At 33.6% G+C, this 19,948-nt stretch carries 20 protein-coding genes; 13 read left to right on the top strand and 7 right to left on the bottom strand.

Annotation, left to right across the window (positions count from 1 at the left end):
• Positions 1-47: 47 nt before the first annotated feature.
• The 8 genes from BG261_RS03220 (at position 48) to BG261_RS03185 (ending at position 8,136) form a co-directional block, all read left to right on the top strand.
• Positions 48-836, top strand: a complete 789-nt coding sequence (locus BG261_RS03220; RefSeq protein WP_070791748.1) for a phosphotransferase family protein — start codon at positions 48-50, stop codon at positions 834-836.
• A 17-nt stretch (positions 837-853) separates the two neighbouring features.
• Positions 854-1,492 carry a tRNA (guanosine(46)-N7)-methyltransferase TrmB gene (trmB, locus tag BG261_RS03215; protein ID WP_070791747.1) on the top strand — a complete coding sequence of 213 codons (639 nt, stop codon included), beginning with the start codon at positions 854-856 and terminating at the stop codon, positions 1,490-1,492.
• Between the two features lie 347 nt (positions 1,493-1,839).
• Positions 1,840-2,310, top strand: coding sequence for a transcriptional regulator NrdR (nrdR, locus tag BG261_RS03210; RefSeq protein ID WP_070791746.1), 471 nt, complete (start codon positions 1,840-1,842; stop codon positions 2,308-2,310).
• Between the two features lie 53 nt (positions 2,311-2,363).
• Positions 2,364-3,572 carry a DnaD domain protein gene (locus BG261_RS03205; RefSeq protein ID WP_070791745.1) on the top strand — a complete coding sequence of 403 codons (1,209 nt, stop codon included), beginning with the start codon at positions 2,364-2,366 and terminating at the stop codon, positions 3,570-3,572.
• A 1-nt stretch (position 3,573) separates the two neighbouring features.
• Positions 3,574-4,476, top strand: a complete 903-nt coding sequence (gene dnaI / locus BG261_RS03200; RefSeq protein WP_070791744.1) for a primosomal protein DnaI — start codon at positions 3,574-3,576, stop codon at positions 4,474-4,476.
• Positions 4,469-5,179 carry a nitroreductase family protein gene (locus BG261_RS03195; RefSeq protein WP_070791743.1) on the top strand — a complete coding sequence of 237 codons (711 nt, stop codon included), beginning with the start codon at positions 4,469-4,471 and terminating at the stop codon, positions 5,177-5,179. The genes dnaI and BG261_RS03195 overlap by 8 nt, the downstream gene beginning before the upstream one ends.
• Positions 5,180-5,472: 293 nt before the next feature.
• On the top strand, positions 5,473-6,783 hold the full coding sequence (gene der, locus BG261_RS03190; protein ID WP_070788217.1) for a ribosome biogenesis GTPase Der: 1,311 nt from the start codon (positions 5,473-5,475) through the stop codon (positions 6,781-6,783).
• A 153-nt stretch (positions 6,784-6,936) separates the two neighbouring features.
• Positions 6,937-8,136: an MFS transporter gene (locus BG261_RS03185; RefSeq protein WP_070791742.1), complete on the top strand. Its 1,200-nt coding sequence runs from the start codon at positions 6,937-6,939 to the stop codon at positions 8,134-8,136.
• Between the two features lie 114 nt (positions 8,137-8,250).
• On the opposite strand, the gene lrgB is transcribed toward BG261_RS03185, so the two are convergent.
• The 7 genes from lrgB to BG261_RS03150 all read right to left on the bottom strand — a co-directional run bounded on the left by lrgB (position 8,251) and on the right by BG261_RS03150 (position 14,706).
• On the bottom strand, positions 8,251-8,937 hold the full coding sequence (lrgB, locus tag BG261_RS03180; protein ID WP_070791741.1) for an antiholin-like protein LrgB: 687 nt from the start codon (positions 8,935-8,937) through the stop codon (positions 8,251-8,253).
• 24 nt (positions 8,938-8,961) lie between these two features.
• Positions 8,962-9,405 (bottom strand): antiholin-like murein hydrolase modulator LrgA, encoded by a 444-nt coding sequence (gene lrgA / locus BG261_RS03175; protein ID WP_070788213.1) that lies wholly within the window; start codon positions 9,403-9,405, stop codon positions 8,962-8,964.
• Between the two features lie 150 nt (positions 9,406-9,555).
• A complete protein-coding gene (locus tag BG261_RS03170; RefSeq protein ID WP_070791740.1) occupies positions 9,556-10,287 on the bottom strand; it encodes a LytR/AlgR family response regulator transcription factor in 732 nt (243 codons plus the stop codon).
• Positions 10,268-12,037, bottom strand: coding sequence for a sensor histidine kinase (locus BG261_RS03165; RefSeq protein WP_070791739.1), 1,770 nt, complete (start codon positions 12,035-12,037; stop codon positions 10,268-10,270). The genes BG261_RS03170 and BG261_RS03165 overlap by 20 nt, the downstream gene beginning before the upstream one ends.
• A gap of 187 nt (positions 12,038-12,224) precedes the next feature.
• Positions 12,225-12,728 carry a YbhB/YbcL family Raf kinase inhibitor-like protein gene (locus tag BG261_RS03160; protein ID WP_070791738.1) on the bottom strand — a complete coding sequence of 168 codons (504 nt, stop codon included), beginning with the start codon at positions 12,726-12,728 and terminating at the stop codon, positions 12,225-12,227.
• Between the two features lie 63 nt (positions 12,729-12,791).
• Positions 12,792-14,051, bottom strand: a complete 1,260-nt coding sequence (locus tag BG261_RS03155; RefSeq protein ID WP_070791737.1) for a S41 family peptidase — start codon at positions 14,049-14,051, stop codon at positions 12,792-12,794.
• Between the two features lie 145 nt (positions 14,052-14,196).
• On the bottom strand, positions 14,197-14,706 hold the full coding sequence (locus BG261_RS03150) for a thioredoxin domain-containing protein (protein ID WP_070791736.1): 510 nt from the start codon (positions 14,704-14,706) through the stop codon (positions 14,197-14,199).
• Positions 14,707-14,950: 244 nt separating this feature from the next.
• Between BG261_RS03150 and rimP the strand changes: the two genes are divergently transcribed.
• The 5 genes from rimP to infB all read left to right on the top strand — a co-directional run bounded on the left by rimP (position 14,951) and on the right by infB (position 19,811).
• The gene (gene rimP / locus BG261_RS03145; protein WP_070788208.1) at positions 14,951-15,421 is read left to right on the top strand and encodes a ribosome maturation factor RimP; all 471 of its coding nucleotides are present in this window, start codon (positions 14,951-14,953) and stop codon (positions 15,419-15,421) included.
• A 25-nt stretch (positions 15,422-15,446) separates the two neighbouring features.
• Positions 15,447-16,682, top strand: coding sequence for a transcription termination factor NusA (nusA, locus tag BG261_RS03140; RefSeq protein WP_070791735.1), 1,236 nt, complete (start codon positions 15,447-15,449; stop codon positions 16,680-16,682).
• A 20-nt stretch (positions 16,683-16,702) separates the two neighbouring features.
• Positions 16,703-16,996 (top strand): RNase P modulator RnpM, encoded by a 294-nt coding sequence (rnpM, locus tag BG261_RS03135; protein ID WP_070788206.1) that lies wholly within the window; start codon positions 16,703-16,705, stop codon positions 16,994-16,996.
• The gene (locus tag BG261_RS03130; protein WP_162271526.1) at positions 16,993-17,298 is read left to right on the top strand and encodes a YlxQ-related RNA-binding protein; all 306 of its coding nucleotides are present in this window, start codon (positions 16,993-16,995) and stop codon (positions 17,296-17,298) included. Before rnpM ends, BG261_RS03130 begins: the two co-directional genes overlap by 4 nt.
• Before the next feature lie 62 nt (positions 17,299-17,360).
• Positions 17,361-19,811, top strand: coding sequence for a translation initiation factor IF-2 (gene infB, locus BG261_RS03125; RefSeq protein WP_070791734.1), 2,451 nt, complete (start codon positions 17,361-17,363; stop codon positions 19,809-19,811).
• The last annotated feature ends 137 nt before the right edge of the window (positions 19,812-19,948 follow it).

The raw sequence follows: 19,948 nt of genomic DNA, 5'->3' as shown, positions 1-19,948 counted from the left end.
TTTTAGACTAATTAACCGATATCATGAGAATCTAGGAAGTTTTTTGTATGTTACAATCTGATGAAAATTGGCAGTTAACTCCTGTTAAAGGATCAACTGGTAATACTTTTTACGGCACTCTTGGATCTCAACAGGCCTTCATAAAACGAAATGCTACACCTCTTTTGGCAGCAGTTGCAAGGGAAGAAATTGCGCCTAAGCTTTTATGGAGTCGCCGTACCCGAACTGGTGACACGCTAAGTGCTCAAGAGTGGATAAACGGTGGAGTTTTAACATCTGCTGAGATGACAGATAATCAGATTAATATAGTCCTTGGTAAATTACATAGAAGTAGAAACTTAGTGGATACTTTTATGAAGATGGGAAACCTGGCTTTTGGACCTACGGAACTATTAAATGATTGTTATCAAGATAGCCATGAAAATATAGAAAAAAATTCATTCTTAAAGAATATCTTTGACAAAATGAGGGATGATATTCCGCCTTTTGATGTGCGAGAAAGTGTAGTTGTACATGGTGATGTAAATCATAAGAATTGGATTCGTTCAAATACACAGAAGATTTATCTAGTTGACTGGGAAACGGCAATGCTTGCGGATCCATTAGTGGATGTGTCGCATATTTTGTCACATTATATTGATCCAAGAAATTGGAACACATGGCTTGTATATTCAGGATACAAATTGCGACCTGAACTTTTAAAGAGTATTTTGTGGTATGGTCAACTTTCATTCTTCCGTCAGATTGCCTTATATTTTAAGGAAGATGATATCTATAGGGTCAACCGAGAAATTTATGGCTTGAGAAAATTTTGTGAAGCCTTTGAGAATATTTAGTTAAGAGGAAATGAATAATGCGAGTACGCAACCGCAAAGGTAGTGCAGAATACATTGAAAATAATCCCCAATTTGTAGTGTCAAATCCAAAAGAATACAAAGGACGTTGGCATGAAAAATTTGGAAATGATAATCCTATTCATATTGAAGTAGGAAGTGGTAAAGGTGCATTTGTAACTGGAATGGCAGCCTTAAACCCAGATATTAATTACATTGGAATTGATATGCAACTTAGTGTTTTAAGTTATGCTCTTGATAAGGTAATCGAGGCAGAGCTTCCAAATGTACAATTGCTTCATGTAGACGGAAGTGATTTAACAGACTATTTTGCTGATGAAGAAATTGATCTTCTATATTTAAACTTTTCAGATCCTTGGCCCAAAACACGTCATGAGAAAAGAAGACTTACCTATAAATCATTCTTAAAAACTTTTGAACAAATCCTTGTCGATAAAGGAGAAATCCACTTTAAAACTGACAATCGAGGATTATTTGAATATAGTCTAGCTTCAATGAGTCAATATGGAATGATAATCAAGCAAGTTTGGCTGGATTTACATGCAACAGACTTCCCAGATAATGTAATGACCGAGTATGAAGAAAAATTCTCATCAAAAGGTCAAGTAATATATCGAGTAGAAGCACAATATAAGTGAAAAAAGGTGCTAGTATGACTGTTCAGCTTTCGTAGGTAAGAAAGCTAGGAATATTAGCCCAATAATAAAAAGGTGCTTAACCGACTGTTAAAGATTTCTAAACAACGAATCTTGCAGTTTATTAACTTTAAACGAAGTTTAAAGCTGTGAGATGAGTAGTTGAAGAAATCTTAGGAGGATAAGCCCGATAAAAAAAGGTGCTATTCCGCTGGTAGCTTCAATGTCGATAAAACATTAGCAAATAAATTTGCTTGTTTTAATCGCAATATGACTGTTCAACATTTGAGTAGTTAAGTACCGAAAAAAATAAAGAAAAGGTTGTGTCTAACACGTAAAAAGGATTTAATATGCGTTGTCCAAAGTGTCAAAATGAAAGTTCAAAAGTAGTGGATTCAAGACAGGCAGAAGATGGTCGAGCAATTCGTCGTCGTCGTGAATGTGAAAACTGTGGTAACCGATTTACAACTTTTGAGCGCATTGAAGAAATGCCCCTTCTTGTTATTAAAAAAGATGAAAGTCGTGAAGTCTTTAACCGCGATAAGATTCTTAATGGAATTATCCGTAGTGCTCAAAAACGTCCTGTATCCATAGAAGATATGGAGAGAACTGTTGAACGAGTTGAACAAAAGGTAAGAGCTCTAGGTGAAAATGAAGTCAAAGCGGATGTTATTGGTGGATTTGTCATGGAAGAGCTTGCTGAACTTGATGAAATTACTTATGTTAGGTTTGCAAGTGTCTACCGTAGCTTTAAAGATGTAAGTGAATTAGAAGAATTATTAAGAAATATAACAAATAGAGGAATTGATCCAGAAAAATAATTTTTTACCTACTTGTTTATTTAATAGATTATAAGAAAAGATAAGGAGATATCATGCAAATTAGACCTGCAGATCAAATTAATTTTATAAATAAAAATAGATTAGCTTGGTCAGCTGATGTTTTAATGAGCTTTTATCTACCAATTATTGGGCGAGATGCAGTCGCTCTTTATCAATATTTGACGACATCTGATTCCGTACGCGTTTCAGATGTTTTAAATCACTTAAATATTGGGATCATTGATTTTAACGATTGTTTAGATAAATTGACTGCCATGAGCTTACTTGATGTTTACACTGATAGAAAAACATATCAACTCGAGCTGAAAAGTCCTAAAAATCCAAATGATTTTCTAGCTGACGAATTTTATTCAAGACTTTTACTTAGTAGAGTTGGAGAACAAGCTTTTGAAAAGATAGCTGAATATGTTCAGCCCTTTGAGACTAAGCTTTCTAAGAAATTCTCAGATGTCTTCAAGATTAATTTTAGTGGTACTGTAGAAAGTATTGCTGAGGATAAGACAGATAAAGATGGCTTTGATTTGACAAGTTTCCAGAATATAATGCGACAAAGGCATCTTGATTTTACAAATAAAGAAGTTGATGTTCTTAGAATTTACGAGTTAGCTGATAAATATAATTTTGACTGGTATGACTTATTTAAGATTGCTGAAAAAACAGCTAATGCCAATAATACAATTAATATTGATGCTATTATTCTTGAAATAACTAAACCAGATCAGGAAAAACCTGACTTATCAACTTTTTCTGCAGATGAAAGGCAATTAATCATGATTGCTAAGGAAGTTGAGCCAGAAGTATTTTTAAATAGCCTTAAATCTCAAGAAGGTGGCTTTGTAACTAAGCAGGAAAGAGAAATATTATTAAGGCTTACTAGACTTGCAGTTGAGCCTGAGGTTCAAAATATTTTGATTCACTACTCATTAATTCAAACTGCACAATCTAGTTTGAATGAAAAATTTGTTGATAGAGTAGCCAATGACTGGAAGAGAAATAATGTATCTTCTGCAGAACTAGCCCTTAAAAGAATTGAAAGTTTTAAGGAAAATCAAATTAGCAATAATTCAAAAACAAATAATAACTATAAACAAAATAATAGTTTTGATTCGACTAAATCTAGTGCTAAAGTTCCAGAGTGGCACAATGAAACCACGAAGAACATGACAACTGATCAGGACATGCTTGCCTTAGAAAAATTAAGACAGGAAGCTTTGAAGGATATACAGGGAGTAGGTGATTAAGATGGAAAAAATCGGTGATATTTTGAACAGTAGACCGGGTATGAGAGAAGGGTACGACCGTCTAATTGCTACTGTAATGGGAAACAAGAAGATTCAAGAGTTTATTCAAGAGCAAAAGATGACACCTGAGCAGGTTAGTCGTTCTTATTCAAAGTTTTATGAATATATTCAGGAACACGAGAAGTTTCTGGGTAATGATCCTAAGTACGCTACTAAAGGATATGAACCTGTATTAGTTATGAATCATGGTTATGCGGACGTTTCTTATATGGTGACTCCAGAACTTGAAAGTCAGCAAAAAGAAGCTAATCAACGTCGTCGTGTTAGGCTTGTTGGTCTGCCGAAGAGTTTTAAGGATATTGATTGGGCTGATGTTGCTATTGATGATACTAGACGCGTTGATGCATACAAGGCTATATCTGCTTTCATCAAAGATTTTAAAAAACATGCAAAAGGATACTATATATATGGTGACTTTGGTGTGGGAAAATCTTTCATCATGGCTGCAATGGCGCGTGAGTTAGCTAAAAAAGGTGTAAGTACAACGATTCTTCACTATCCAACTTTTACCATTGATGTTAGAAATTCCATTAAAACAGATGGTGGTGTCAAACAAATGATTGATGACGTTAAAGGTGTGGATGTTTTAGTGCTAGATGACATTGGAGCGGAGCAGTCAAGTTCTTGGCTTCGTGATGAGGTCTTGCAGGTTATTCTTCAGTACCGTATGCAAGAAGATTTACCAACCTTTTTCACATCAAATCTTGATATAGCTGGTTTAGAAAAGCACTTGGCGGAGACAAAAAATGCTAATGAAGTATGGCCAGCAAAGAGAGTTATGGAACGTGTACGTTATTTAACAAAAGAGTTACGTTTAGAAGGAGAAAATCGTCGTTATGAATGAAACTATTGATTTAATGAAAAAACATGTGTCAGTAAGAAATTTTACAGATGAAAAAATCCCTGCGGATGTGTTGAAAGAAATTATTGAAGCTGGTCAAGCTGCTTCAACATGGAAAAATTTTCAATCATATTCAATCGTTCTGGTTCAAAGTGATGAGCAAAAACAAGCTTTGTTTGATGTTCAAGCTCAAAAATCAATTCTTGGATGTTCAGCATTCTTAGTTATGGCTGGAGATTTGAATCGTGCTCAAAAAGCTGTTAATATGTATCAAGAAGAGTTTCATCCAGAAGGTGTAGAAAATCTACTTATTTCAAGTGTAGATGCTGCTCTTGCTGGTCAAAATATTTTGTTAGCGGCTGAAAGTCTAGGATACTCAGGTGTAATGGTAGGCTTAATTAGAGAGAAATCAAAAGAATTTTCTCAAGTTCTTGGTTTACCAGACTATACTTATCCAGTATTTGGTATTGCTTTAGGGAAAGCTTCTCGTGTAAATGAAGTTAAACCTCGTTTACCATATGAAGTAGTGGTTTCAGATGAAAAGTATCAAGAAAATACTAAGGCTGATATTGAAGCTTATGATCAAGTTCAAGATGAATATTCAAATCACAGATTTAATAAATGGAGTGAGAGAATAGTTGAGCAATGGGGAAAACCAGAAGACTCAGCAACTCTTGAAAATTTAAAAGATAAAAAATTAATGTAAATTATATAAGATTTAGCCAATTAAAAGTAACACATTGATATGGCTTAGTAATTAAAAGGAATGAGGATGTTATGTAGGCCAAAATAGGGGCACAAGCAATCAATATTATAAAAAATATATTTCAGATATTAAATTTAAAGTTTTTAATAATTTTATGCTTATAATTTTTCTTATCCGATTTGGTCAAGAACGATACGAGTGAAGATTAGTAAAAACAAATTATTTTCTCTGAATTTCAAGACCCCAAATATCACCATTTCAATAAGCAAAGTAGATAAAGAGGAGGGTATGTTATGGCATTACCTACAGTAGCGATAGTTGGTCGCCCAAACGTTGGAAAATCAACAATTTTTAACCGTATAGCTGGAGAGAGAATCTCAATCGTTGAAGATACACCTGGAGTAACACGTGACCGTATCTATGCAATTGGAGAATGGCTAAATAAAAAATTCTCATTAATTGATACAGGTGGTATCGAAATGTCTGATCAACCATTTATGGCTCAGATTAAAGCTCAGGCTGAAATAGCTATGGATGAGGCTGATGTAATCCTCCATGTTGTTGATGGTGAAGGTGGTGTTACAGATGCTGATGAATACGTGGCTCAAATTCTATATAAAACAGATAAGCCAGTAATTCTAGTAGTAAACAAGGTAGATAACCCTGAACGTCGATTAGATATTTATGATTTCTATAGTCTTGGTCTTGGAGAACCTTATCCAGTTTCAGCCGTTCACGGTATTGGTACTGGTGACGTTCTTGACGCAATTGTTGAAAATCTTCCAGTTGATGATGAAGAAGAAAATCCAGATATCATTAAGTTCTCACTTATTGGTCGTCCAAATGTTGGTAAATCAAGTTTAATCAATGCTATTCTTGGAGAAGAACGTGTAATCGCTAGTCCAATTGCAGGAACTACAAGAGATGCGATTGATACTCATTTTGTTGATCCAGAAGGTCAAGAATATTTAATGATTGATACCGCAGGAATGCGTAAAAGCGGTAAAGTTTATGAATCAACTGAAAAATATTCAGTAATGCGTGCTATGCGTGCAATTGATCGCAGTGACATTGTTCTTATGGTATTGAATGCGGAAGAAGGAATTCGTGAATATGATAAACGAATTGCGGGATTTGCTCATGAAGCTGGTAAGGGAGTAATTATTGTAGTTAACAAGTGGGACACACTTGAAAAAGATAATAAAACTCTCCAAAACTTTGAAGCAGATATTAGAGATCAATTCCAATATCTTTCATATGCTCCAATTATATTTGTCTCTGCTAAGACTAAACAACGTCTTAACAAACTTCCAGATATGATTAAAGATGTTTCAGCTGCGCAAAATATGCGTATTCCAAGTGCCGTTCTTAATGATGTAATCATGGATGCTGTTGCAATCAATCCAACACCAACAGACAAAGGACGTCGCCTAAAGATTTTCTATGCGACTCAAGTTGCTGTGAAACCACCAACATTTGTAATATTTGTTAACGAAGAAGAATTACTACATTTCTCATACGAACGTTTCCTTGAGAATCAAATTCGTAAGGCATTTGTCTTTGAAGGTACTCCAATTCGTATTATTGCAAGAAAGAGAAAATAATTGTTTATTAACCAGGCCTTATCTATAAAGTCTGGTTAAGTATTACCTGTTCAAAACATTATTTAAGTTTTTATCTTTTTTTAAATTTAATAATGTATTTTATATCCAAATCATTAAATTTTAAGTATTTAATATTGGATTAAGGAAAAGGAAATGAACAATCAAAAACAATATAAAAAAAATATACCTCTGATAATAGCGGCAAATTTTGTTTCATTTTTTGGAGTTACAACTTTCTTTGTAGCCTACCTTTCGAGTAGAGGTATGTCAGTTGTAGAGATTGGTGTATTGGAAAGTATTTTTCATGTTACTAGTCTCTTATCAGAAATTCCATCAGGAGCACTTGCTGACCGTTTTTCTTACAAGTCTAACCTTATTATTGGACGATTCATGCAGATTTTTTCCGCAATTTTAATGATAGTAGGACATAGTTTCTGGGTATTTGCCCTTGGTATGATACTTTCATCATGGGCATATAATTTTGACTCTGGAACTAACGGAGCATTCTTGTATGAGTCAAGTGTAGATGCAGGCCTCAAGGAAAAATTTCTAAAGATCACTTCATTAGAAAATGCAGCTATTGAAATTTCGCTTGCTCTAGGACAAGTTGTAGCAGCATTATTCATCAAGGGACTCTTAGTTTATACATACTACATAAGTATATTATTATCACTTGTAGCAATTGGTATATATTTGTCCACAAAAGATATTGAGAAAAAAGATGATAATGAAGAAAAACTAACCTTTAAAAAAATTATTTCAACAGTAGGAATAGAGTTCAAAGAAAAGCCATATATCCTAATTTGGATGTTCTTTCAGAACTTTTTAGGAATGGCTCTATCAATGTTTTATTTTTACTATCAATTGAAATTTCCTAGTATGAATAAAGGCTTAGTAGTAGGAATAATGGTCTTAGGTACAATTCTTAATGCTCTATTTTCAATCTTTTCAGCTAAAATTGGAGAGAAGATTTCGGCAATTAAGATTATGAGATATGTATCAATTATCTCATCAGTTATTCTTTTAGGAGCAATTACTGATAATAATTTAATTTATATTTTTATCTACCTATCTTTAAACGCTCTTTATGCTTTGACTATGCCAGCCTATAATAATGAGTTAAATTTGGTTTTACAAAATGAAACCAGAGCTACTATGATTAGTGTTTCAAGTATGGTGTTTAGTCTATCAATGGCTATCTTCTTTCCGCTTGTAGGTTATATCATAAAGAAATTAGAATTTCCACTTGCTTTTACAGGATTGGGTATTCTGATACTAATCTTTATTATGGTAAGTTATAGATATATGAATAAGGTTGATGATGAATTGATAGTTGATATGAATAATAATTAATAACAATAATATTGAAAGCTAGCAAAATTTTTGCTAGCTTTTTTTGAATAAAGAATTTTAAGTAAAGGTAATCCCACTAAAAAAGTGAATGATTTTAGTCATTCACTCATATTTTTATACGATTCCCATCATTCTTGCGAATAGAGGTACTGCGATTACTGTTATTACACCTACGATTACGACTGAGATACTGGCCATAGCTGCTTCGGTATCACCACTATCCATAGCTACTGATACCCCAAGTGCATGTCCAGCAGCTCCAAGTGCAAGACCTCTGGCAATTGGATTTTTAATATGTAAATATTTAAGACAAATGCTACCAAGAGCATATACCAATACACCATTGAAAATTACTGTAAATGAAGTGATTTCGCCAATTCCTCCGACTGATTGAGAAACAGGCACTGCAATTGCAGTTGTAGCTGCTTGTGGAAGAATTGAAGCCATCACGCTTTTTTCCATACCAACAATTTGTGCTGAGAAAACAACTGCGAACAAAGAAGCGAATGTACCAAGTGAGATTGCTGATACGATTTCTAACCAATATTTTTTTAAAACTTCTCTTTTTTTGTAAAGTGGTATTGCAAATGCCACTGTGGCAGGTTCTAGAAAGAAGCTTATAACTTTTCCACCGTGATTATATTCTTCATAAGTTATACCTGTAAGTTTTAATACAACTACACCTAATATCATCGCTACAAATAAAGGTGTGAAGAGGAAAAATCCATTCGATTTAGTAAAGGCCCAAGTTCCAGCTTGGAAAACGATTAATGATATTATAATTCCAACATATGGTGTCATAAAATTACTCCTTATTTATTCTATCTAATTATTATGTGTTAAGATTTGCTCAGCAAGTTTTTTAGCTTCGGCTTTTTCTTTTTTATCTATTTTCTCTTTATTGTGGTGATTTTTACGAACTTTTAAAAAGAAAGAAGCAGACCAACCGGTTGTTCCAAGTAACACTACAGTTGCTACAAGAATTACAAATACTATTTGAAAGGCGTAATGTTGCATTAGGTCTAGCGAATTAATTAGAGAAATTCCCGATGGAACAAATAGAAATGCAATTATACTTGATAAATCATTACTAAGTTCTTCAACTTGATCTAGTTCAACAAGATTTGTACATAATGCGATAAATAGAATTACCATTCCGATTACTGATGCAGGAAGTGGAATAGGTGAAATATAAGCAATACCATTGGATATCAACATTATAATTGCAAAAATAAATGCTTGTTGTAGGAACGAATAAGTTTTTTTCATTTTGACTTCTCCTTTAATTAATCAACTTTTATACTTGGATTATATAAAAAATTCTGATGTTTTAGTGGAAATTTTCATGAGATGTCATATACCCAACACGAAATGCAAAAAAATATCTCCAATTTACATGAAGATATTTTTATAATTTTTTTAATTTAATCCGAGTACTTCCTTAAAGTTTTTTATATATGAACGACTTACTGGAACTCTTAAATCATTGTCCATTATTACTTGCAAAGTATTATTAAACCACGGTTGTATTTCTTTTATTTTATTAGCATTTAGAATGAAACTTCGATGAGTCTTAATGAAGATGTCATTAGGTAATTTTTCTTCAATTTTATTTAGACTTCCAGTCATCTGATAGTTTTTACTTTCTAACATTATGTTTAACTGTCTTTCTTCGACAGATACTAGATATATTTCATCTGGTGCAACAAGATATATTCTATCATCCGTTTGAATTGGGATTGAGTCAATTATTGGATGTATAGAAGTGTCTGATTTATCTTGAATCCTAGAATTAATTGATTTAAAAGCTTTTTTCAATACCTTTTCAATTTTCACTTCATCAAATGGTTTTAATATGTAATCTTTTGCATTTACTTGAAAAGCTTTCAATGCGTATTCATCATAGGCTGTTGCAAAGATTAGATAAGGTGCATTATTAAGGTTCACTAGTTTTTCAGCGAGATCAAATCCACTTTCATCAGTTAAATGAATATCTAAAAAAAGTATATCTGGCTTGTGATCAATCATTTTTGACATGGCTTCATCAACTGACTCAGCTTCATCAATAGTATCTATATTTTCATTTTGACTTATTATGTAGTTTAGCTCCTCGCGAGCTAGAGGTTCATCATCAACTATTAATACGTGCATTTTGTTCCTCCGTATATGCAGGGAAATTCAGTTCAATTTGACAGCCACCAGTTTCAATATTAGAAATCGAAAAACTTCCATCATTTGAATATAAATTACTTATTCTCTTATAAAGATTTTGAAGAGCAGTTCCGGTACCACTTTTTGAGTCTACCTTCATTTTTCCAATTTGTGGAAGTCTTTCTGGTGATATTCCATTTCCATTATCACTAACTAATACATTTAGTTTGTTATTAACTAGTTTAACTTTTATGTCTACAATGTTATTTTCTTTTCGATTTCCAAAAGCATGTTTAATAGCATTTTCAAGCAGAATTTGAATCGAGTATGGTGGGACTAAAATATCATCTAAATCATCTTCTATATCAAAGTTTACTGTATATCGATTTGGAAAGCGGGCTTGTTCTAGTGAAAGATAGGAATCTACTTGACTTAGTTCTTGTTTTAATGGAATTGTTGTCTGGCTTGCTCCTTGAAGATTCCCCCTAAAGTAATTACTAAGTTGAAGTAGTAATTTTCTTGCCTTATCGCTATCTTTTCGCATAAGTGCAGAGATTGTATTTATAGCATTGAAGAAGAAGTGAGGGTTTACTTGTGCCTGTAAGGATTTTATTTCTGCTTCCTGAAGTAATTTTGCTTGAGCTTCACTCTCACCTAGCTCAATTTGAGAAGAGAATATAGTAGCAAGTCCTTCAGCAAGTTGTTCTTCAACATGAGTTAATTTAGATGGATCTGTGAAGTACATTTTTAATGTTCCAACGGTCTTGTCCTTAACTACAAGTGGGATAACAATTGCTGCTTGCAATGGGCAATTTGGATTTGGACATCCTACTTCTTCCTTAGAGTGGGCAATTACCATCTCTCCAGAAGTTATTACATTTTTAGATAATTCAGTAAGTATTTCAAGCTTTGGTATATGATGGTCGCTTGCAGCTCCAACATGTGCTAAGATATTATTTTCATTTGTCATACTTATTGCACTTACTCTGGTGTAATGTTTAATAATTGCTGCTGCCTGTTGGCAGGATTCTTCATTTAGGCCTTTACGGAAAAAGGGGAGTGTTTCAGCTGCCAAAGATAGAACATCATGAGTTTGAACAGCTTTTGCTTGTTCTTCTTGTCTAAGAGTAATTGTCAGTATTGACATGAATATAAAAGTTCCCAAGCTATTTAGTATAATCATTGGAAGAGCAATAAGACTAATTAACTTTTTACTTTCCTCAAAATTACTACTAAATGTAAGGATAAAGGCAAATTGAATCAATTCCATGAGCACAACAACAATCACTGAATAGACTGGTGGAGGAAATGGATGTTTTCGGCTCAGTAACTTACTAGCAATACCTGACAAGACTCCGATAATTAGAGATGAAGGTATATAAAAAGCGGATGTCCCTCCACTTTGAAGTACCCGATGGATACCTGCGATTAATCCAACAGCTCCTCCAACAAATGGACCTCCTACGAGACCGGAAACCCCAATAACAAGTGTTCTTGTATTTGCTATTGATGTTCCAATGTTTATTGATGTCAGTATATTACTAGGTATAATTTGATTTTTGCTTATTTCAACACCAGTAAAGTTTGAAATTATGGCAAAAGATCCAAGAATCAATATAAGCTGAAGCTTAGATGACAATTTTTCTCTACTAAGTAATATTTTTTTAAAGTAAGGTACATTAACAAGTAAGAAGGCGAGTAAAATTATGAGACCAACCCGCTCCATCATTAATATGAATAATTCGAACATAAGCGACTTCCCTTGAAATATATTTATATAATAAGTATATCAAAAAACAACTTAAATAATGCTTTTACTTTTAACTTTTATTGGGAGAGCCAACATAAGACAAAATAAAAAAGACTACTAAAATTAGAATCTATTGCTAAGTTTAGTGAGTCATTTTATTTTAAGTAGATATTTTAAATGAGTACTTTCAATTACGTCCGATTAATTCATGACTTGTTTCTTCAATTATTTTTCCTTCTGTAGCTTTAAGAAAATCATTTAAATAGAATCCATTTTCTAAGTTCAAGTCTTCAGAAAGAGCATAGACAGTTAAGGTATATATGTGATCCTTGTCTGGTGGATAGGGACCAACATAGTTATTTTCAACTGCCGATAGATCTTCAGGAAGAAAGCGTGATACGTTGCTATTTTTCCCTTCAATTTTATTATCTGAAGTTCTTGAAAAGTTGTCTGGTATCTCAGTTTGACTTTTTGGGACATTGGTTACAAGCCAATGAATCCAAGGAAATCCGCATACAGGAACTGCATCATAATCAATCAAGGTAAATGCAATACTTTTTGTGCCTTCAGGTAAATCTAATATTTCAAATGGAAATGATCTAATGGTCTTTCCTAGTAGTAAATCGCTTCCCTTAGCTCCTTTAGAATATTTTTCAGGAATCACATCATTAAAATTTGTCTTTATTTTCATCATAACCTCCTCTTTAACATTTATTGTATAATTAAATGTTAAAAAAGTTAAATTTTAACTATATTATTTTTCATCAAAGATTTCAAATGCTTTTTCTATATCTAAGTCTTTTTCAAAGAATTCAGGATTCCAAGGAACATGGATGTCTGGAGCAATTCCAATGCCATTTATACCACGACCTTCATCGACAACTGACATCTTGCTGGTTGGATAAAAAAGACAAAAATCTTCATATTTTTGGGCGACACAATCAGAGTAGTCGGTTATCCCCATAGTGTTTCGGCCAATGACTGTAACTTTGGGTGATTCTTTAACTGTCGCAACAAAGTTATCACCACTAGAACCACAGTAAAAATCTGAAAGAACAACAATATTTGCAGGCGTTTCTCGACCATTTATTAAATAATCCGAAAAAGGATCATCAGAATTTTCGTCACTATATAATTCAACAAAACCATTACCTATATTTTTGCTCCATTTAGAAAGTTCATCATTCATTAATTCCTGATTTTCCTCACTTACAGAATGTCGTTTAAACTCTTCTTCAAATATCTCTTTACGAAGCCTATAGTTACGATCAGTTACATTGTAGTATTGTTTTTCACTAATACTCTTTTCAATGTCTTCGAGCTTTGTTTCCTTTGGGAAAATATAATCTAGAAGTTTGAAATAATAAATATCACTTCCTCCATGATTCGTTCTGACATCAATTATTAGGTTTCTGCAATTGTTTAATTCCTCTTTATTTTCCTTAATCAGATTTGCTATAGGAGCTTCGCTTGCAAAATTTTCAAGTTTTAAGTAACAGGTATTTGGGTCCAATTTCTTAAATATAAATTCATCAGATTTCCAGTTTCTTTTTAAGCTTTTGACTAGTTCAATATTTTGTCCAGAGTCTAGTGTAACAATTTTTGCTTTGTTTAATATATGGTTAAAATTTTGTCGTTCAATTACACTATCAAATAACTCTTGATTTTCTGAAACAATTTGATTAATATTTTTTCCATCAATTGCAATAATCGCTTGACCAATTTCAAGAGGAGATTCATCAGAGATATCAGTTACAAAAAGCTTGTTTTCAAATCGTCTTGTTGTAAACGTGTTATATTTTATCTGTTTACTTGTATCAATAGGCATGAGATGGCGATCTTTAAATTGAAGAATGTAGTCTGTAACTATTGAGAAAAATTCTTCATATGATTTTGCATCTCTTACATCAGAAATAAACTTCTCCTTATTTCCAATTTCCTTTGTTTCCTGACAACCAGAATAATCATTAGCCAAGATCTCTAGTAAGTCATTTGCAGTATCTACATAATTCATAATTTCCTCCTTTAAGCTTACTCTTAATTATATCAGTTAAAGAAATTCATTTTGAAAAATATCATATTTAATATTTGAACGGGAAAAACATAAGAAAAATATTAAATATAATAACAAGTCGATTTCTCGACTTGTTATTAATTGCTTATGCTAGAAGATCTTTTAATTCATTTTGAGAAATTGATTCGTCAAAGATTGTTTGACCAATGATTATAGTTGGTACGAATTTAACATTAGCTCGATCAGCTTCGTCAGATAGTTCTTTTGCATATTTTTTGTGGTCATGTTCAGCTAGACCTAATTTTTCTTGAGCGTATTTTTCAACATCATCAAGACTTAGATTGCCCCACTCATCTTGATGATTAAAAATTAGTTCAATTTCTTCAAGTGCTTTTTGAGGGTTTGAGGTATCGACGAAGCGATGCATAACATTTCCGCGTTGAAGAGATTCTTTAGTTTTATCCACTAACTTGATTACTCTTTCAGCCTGTCCATTTGAAACAGCTTCGTCTAAAATATCTTTAGATTCGAAGAACCATTTTCTACAGTAAGGGCATCTTAAGTTGATTAATTCTAAAACTTTTTTATCTGATTGGCCAATATGAATTCCAAATTCACTTCCAACTTCTTGAGCTTTTATTACACTAATATCCATTTTCTACCACCTTTCTTTTATATAATTTTAGCAAATATAAAGTAAAATATAAAATTTTGTGGATTTTAAATATTATGTGAGCTTTATTCCTTTAGATAGGCTTGTTACTTGCAATAGTAGGCAAACTGTGTTATTATAAATAAAAATACATGGAGGGAGCGGACTTAGTTGTTTCGCTCTTTGTGTTTGTTTTTGACTAATAATTATTAATAGACGCAGTCTTTGTAGATGAAAAGGAGGTATCATGTCAGAAGTTATTAGTATTGTAACTAAGGAAATCGAACCCTTGATTCCAGCGCCATATGAACTTGTGGATGTTGAATGGGAGAAGATGGGAGCCGATTTTGTCCTTCGTATTTTGCTTGATAAACCAGAAGGGATTACTCTTCAAGATACGGTTGAACTTACGGAAATTATTAGTCCAGCTTTGGATGAAATTACACCAGATCCGTTTCCAGCTGAGTACATGCTTGAAGTAGCAAGTCCAGGTGCTGAGAGACCACTAAAGAAAGCTAGTGATTTTGAAAATGCTGTTGGGGACCATGTCTATGTTAGCCTTTATACAAAGGTTGATAAGTCAAAGGAATTTATCGGAGATTTAGTGAGTTTTGATGGTGAGAAACTTGTGATCGACTATCTTGATAAATCACGTCATAAAACAGTTGAAATTGAACTTAAAAATATTGCCAAAGCTCGCACGGCTGTAAAAATCTAGAGCGCATAGGAAAGGAATTTATAAATTGAGCAAGGAAATGCTAAGTGCCCTTACAACTCTTGAAGAAGAGAAGGGAATCAAAAAAGAAGTAGTAGTTGAAGCAATTGAACAAGCAATGACTGCTGCTTATAAAAAACAATATGGACAATCACAAAGTGTAGAAGTTATCTTCGATGATAAAAAAGGAGATTTCCAAATCTATACTGTTCGTGAAGTTGTTGATGAAGTATTTGATAGTCGTCTAGAAATTTCATTAGATGATGCTTTGAAAATTAATCCTCACTATGAAATTGGTGATAAAATTCGTTTTGAAGAAAAACCAAAGGATTTCGCTCGTACAGCTGCAGGAGCTGCTAAACAAGTAATCATGCAAAAAATGCGTGAAGAAGAACGCACAATTATCTATAATGAGTACTCACGTTATGAAAATGAAATCATGACTGGTACAGTTGAACGTTTTGATAATCGTTTTATCTTTGTTAACCTTGGTAAGATTGAAGCACAATTATCTAAGCGTGACCAAATTCCAGGAGAAAAATATGAAGCACATGATCGTATAAATGTCTATGTTTATAAAGTTGAAATGACTTCAAAAGGAACTCAAGTTTTTGTAAGTCGTAGCCATCCAGAACTTCTTAAACGTTTATTTGAAAAAGAAATTCCAGAAGTTTATGATGGAACTGTTGAAATCATGGGAATCGCGCGTGAAGCAGGCGATCGTGCAAAGGTTGTTGTTCGTTCAAACAAAGAAAATGTTGATGCAATTGGTACAGTTGTAGGTGTGGGTGGTTCAAGAATTCAAAGTGTAGTTAAAGAACTTCACGGTGAGAATATGGATATTATTGAATGGGATGAAGATCCAGCAGTATTAATTGCAAATTCATTAAAACCAGCTAGCGTTGAGCAAGTAATTCTTAATCCTGAAACTCCAAGACAAGCAATTGTTGTTGTTCCTGATGATCAATTGAGTTTAGCAATTGGTAAGCGTGGACAAAATGTTCGTCTTGCTGCACATGTAACAAATCATAAACTTGATATCAAATCTTCATCTGACTATCAAAAATATTTAGCTGAACAAGCAAATCAAGTTATTGAAGAAGTCGACGAAGTTGAAGAACTTCTCGGAGATGTTCAAGGTGATGAACTAGCAGTTGTAGAAGAAACTATTGTTACAGACTCTGATGAAATTGAAGAATTTAAAGCAGAAGAAGTTGAAGCAGAAGAAGCAATTGAAGATTTTGATGAGGAAGTTCTAGATTAATCCAGAATAAGGAGCCTTTAATGAAGACACGTAAGACACCAATGAGAAAATCAGTTGTTTCAAATGAACAGTTTCCCAAAAAAGATTTATTAAGAATCGCCTTTGATAAAGAAGGAAATGTTTCAATTGATCCAACTGGTAAAGCCCATGGACGAGGAGCTTACTTGGCCTTAACAAATGAAGAGGCAGCTCTAGCCAAAAAGAAAAAAGTATTTGATCGTACTTTTCAAACAAGTATCTCAGATGATTTTTATGATGAGTTAATCGAATATGTAAATCATCGAGTAGCTCGTCGTGACTTAGGACTCGAATAAAAATGGAAGAAAAAGTATTAAATCTATTAGGCCTTGCCAAAAGAGCTGGTAAACTTACCACAGGTGAGGAATTAGTAGTCAAAAGCATTCAAAACGGTAAAGCTAAATTAGTTTTTGTCGCAAATGATGCTTCAGAAAATTTAATCAAAAAAATTGCAGATAAAACAGACTATTACAAGATAAGAATGACAGATATCTTTAGCTCTTACGAACTTAGTAATGCAATTGGTGAACCACGTAAGGTGATCGCCGTTACTGAAAAAGGATTTGCTAAGAAGATGGGAGAACTTATGTCGAAATAGGATAATATAGATGATGAGCCAGTGATATACTCCTTGTCATCAGACAGTTAGGAGGACATATTTTGTCTAATAAAAAGCGTATAAATGAAATTGCCCGCGAAAGTGGATTGAAGAATAAAGAATTGATTGAACATGCTCAAAAATTAGGATTTGATGTTAAAACACATTCAAGTAGTGTGGATGGCGAGCAAGAAAAGAAACTTCTTGCAAGTTTTAAATCTTCTAATAATCAAGCAAAACCTGCTCCAAAAAAGGTAACTAATAATCAGTCACCTAAACAAGCAGATAACAATCAACCAAAAAAGGCAGCACCAAAACAAGAGAACAACCGTTCTAATAATCGTCCTGTCCAAGCTCAACAAGGGAAAAATAGTAAACAAAATTTGAATAATAAGCCACAGAAGAAACAAGCAAGTAACCAAAATAAACAAGTAAATAACCAAGGTAGCCAAGGTCAAAAACCAGCCAATAATAGCAACAAGAATAATAATAACCGTAATAACCAAAAGCCTAATAATAACCAAAATAGACAACAAGGTAACGGAAATAATTCTCAAGCTAGAAATAATAATGCTGGTGGAAACCAAAATCAAGGTCAAAACCGTAACAATAACAACAATAGAAATAATAATAACAATAACGGACGTAATCAAGTGCGTAATGCCCGTAACAGTAACTGGAACTCTAAGAAAAAAGGAAAACGTAATAATCAAAATGCTGCACCAGCAGTTCCACAACGTAAATTTCATGAACTTCCAGAATCATTAGTTTACTCTGATGGTATGACAATTGCTGATATCGCTAAGAAAATTAAACGCGAGCCAGCTGAAATTGTTAAAAAACTTTTCATGATGGGTATCATGGCAACTCAAAACCAATCACTTGATTCTGAAACTATTGAATTACTTCTTATGGATTACGGAATTACTCCTGAGAAGAAGGTTGAAGTGGATTCAGCTGACATTGAACGTCTTTTTATTGAAGATGATTATCTAAATGAAGATGAATTAGTAGAACGTCCACCAGTTGTTACTATCATGGGACACGTTGACCACGGTAAAACTACTTTGCTTGATACTCTACGTAATTCACGTGTTACTAGTGGTGAAGCAGGTGGTATCACTCAACATATTGGTGCCTACCAAATTACAACTGAAGGTAAGAAAATTACTTTCTTAGATACACCAGGACATGAAGCATTCACAAGCATGCGTGCACGTGGTGCCAGTGTAACTGATATTACTATTCTTGTAGTAGCGGCTGATGATGGAGTTATGCCTCAAACAATTGAAGCAATCAATCACTCTAAAGCAGCAGGAGTTCCAATTATTGTTGCTATCAACAAGATTGATAAACCAGGAGCAAATCCTGAACGTGTTATTCAAGAACTTGCTGAACATAATGTTATGAGCACTTCTTGGGGTGGTGATTCTGAATTTGTACAAATCTCAGCAAAATTTGATAAAAATATTGATGAGTTATTAGAAACAGTCCTTCTAGTTGCTGAAATGTTAGAGCTTAAAGCAGACCCTACTGTCAAAGCAATTGGTACAGTTGTAGAAGCTCGACTTGATAAAGGTAAAGGAGCGATTGCTACATTACTTGTTCAACAAGGAACACTGCATCAACAAGATCCAATCGTTGTTGGTAATACATTCGGACGTGTTCGTGCAATGGTTAATGACCTTGGTCGTCGTGAAAAATCTGCTGGTCCAAGCTCACCAGTTGAAATTACTGGACTTAATGATGTACCTCAAGCAGGTGATCACTTCGCAGTATTCGATGATGAAAAATCAGCGCGTGCTATTGGTGAAGAACGTGCTAAACGTGCTCAATTACTCCAACGTCAAAGTACAAATCGTGTAAGTCTTGAGAACCTATTTGATACTCTTAAAGAGGGAGAAGTTAAGTCTGTTAATGTAATTATTAAGGCAGACGTACAAGGTAGTGCCGAAGCTTTAGCAGCAAGTCTTCAAAAGATTGATGTTGAAGGTGTGAAAGTTGATATCGTTCATTCAGCAGTTGGTGCAATTAGTGAATCAGATGTAAGTTTAGCCGAAGCATCTAACGCTATTATTATCGGATTTAATGTTCGTCCTACACCACTTGCTCGTGTTCAAGCTGAACAAGATGACGTTGAGATTCGTCTACATAGCATTATCTATAAAGTTATTGAAGAAGTTGAAACAGCTATGAAGGGACTTCTTGATCCTGAATTCGAAGAAAAAGTTATCGGAGAAGCAGTTGTTCGTGATACATTCGTTGTTTCTAAAGTTGGAACTATTGCTGGTTTCTTAGTTACATCTGGAACAGTTAAACGTGATGCGAGCGTCCGTGTAATTCGTTCAGGAGTAGTAATTCATGATGGAGCAATTGCTAGCCTTAAACACCTTAAAGATGACGTTAAAGAAGTTAAAAACGGTAACGAAGGTGGAATGATGCTTGAAAACTTCAATGATGTTCAAATTGACGATACATTCGAAATCTATGAAATGGTAGAAATCAAACGCTAAACCATTGAAGTTACTAAGGAATCATCTTGAAAAGATGATGAACAGTTACGGAAAAGGTTCTCCAGATCACTTATTGATTTTACGACTGAATAAGGAGTAAAGAGATTGCGATTAGGACTGTCAAATTTTATTTGACA

The sequence above is a fragment of the Floricoccus tropicus genome, from assembly GCF_001832905.1.
In the GTDB taxonomy this organism is placed as follows: Bacteria; Bacillota; Bacilli; order Lactobacillales; family Streptococcaceae; genus Floricoccus; species Floricoccus tropicus.
This window is presented reverse-complemented; position numbering and strand designations above follow the sequence as displayed.

What these genes read in the sequence shown, in the direction of transcription:
- nrdR (WP_070791746.1), top strand. Translation starts at nt 1,840, where the DNA reads ATGCGTTGTCCAAAGTGTCAAAATGAAAGTTCAAAAGTAGTGGATTCA.
- BG261_RS03170 (WP_070791740.1), bottom strand. Translation starts at nt 10,287, where the DNA reads ATGCACGTATTAATAGTTGATGATGAACCTCTAGCTCGCGAGGAGCTA.
- BG261_RS03195 (WP_070791743.1), top strand. Translation starts at nt 4,469, where the DNA reads ATGAATGAAACTATTGATTTAATGAAAAAACATGTGTCAGTAAGAAAT.
- dnaI (WP_070791744.1), top strand. Translation starts at nt 3,574, where the DNA reads ATGGAAAAAATCGGTGATATTTTGAACAGTAGACCGGGTATGAGAGAA.
- rnpM (WP_070788206.1), top strand. Translation starts at nt 16,703, where the DNA reads ATGAAGACACGTAAGACACCAATGAGAAAATCAGTTGTTTCAAATGAA.
- der (WP_070788217.1), top strand. Translation starts at nt 5,473, where the DNA reads ATGGCATTACCTACAGTAGCGATAGTTGGTCGCCCAAACGTTGGAAAA.
- BG261_RS03165 (WP_070791739.1), bottom strand. Translation starts at nt 12,037, where the DNA reads ATGTTCGAATTATTCATATTAATGATGGAGCGGGTTGGTCTCATAATT.
- BG261_RS03220 (WP_070791748.1), top strand. Translation starts at nt 48, where the DNA reads ATGTTACAATCTGATGAAAATTGGCAGTTAACTCCTGTTAAAGGATCA.
- BG261_RS03150 (WP_070791736.1), bottom strand. Translation starts at nt 14,706, where the DNA reads ATGGATATTAGTGTAATAAAAGCTCAAGAAGTTGGAAGTGAATTTGGA.
- lrgA (WP_070788213.1), bottom strand. Translation starts at nt 9,405, where the DNA reads ATGAAAAAAACTTATTCGTTCCTACAACAAGCATTTATTTTTGCAATT.
- rimP (WP_070788208.1), top strand. Translation starts at nt 14,951, where the DNA reads ATGTCAGAAGTTATTAGTATTGTAACTAAGGAAATCGAACCCTTGATT.
- BG261_RS03185 (WP_070791742.1), top strand. Translation starts at nt 6,937, where the DNA reads ATGAACAATCAAAAACAATATAAAAAAAATATACCTCTGATAATAGCG.
- BG261_RS03205 (WP_070791745.1), top strand. Translation starts at nt 2,364, where the DNA reads ATGCAAATTAGACCTGCAGATCAAATTAATTTTATAAATAAAAATAGA.
- trmB (WP_070791747.1), top strand. Translation starts at nt 854, where the DNA reads ATGCGAGTACGCAACCGCAAAGGTAGTGCAGAATACATTGAAAATAAT.
- BG261_RS03160 (WP_070791738.1), bottom strand. Translation starts at nt 12,728, where the DNA reads ATGAAAATAAAGACAAATTTTAATGATGTGATTCCTGAAAAATATTCT.
- BG261_RS03155 (WP_070791737.1), bottom strand. Translation starts at nt 14,051, where the DNA reads ATGAATTATGTAGATACTGCAAATGACTTACTAGAGATCTTGGCTAAT.
- lrgB (WP_070791741.1), bottom strand. Translation starts at nt 8,937, where the DNA reads ATGACACCATATGTTGGAATTATAATATCATTAATCGTTTTCCAAGCT.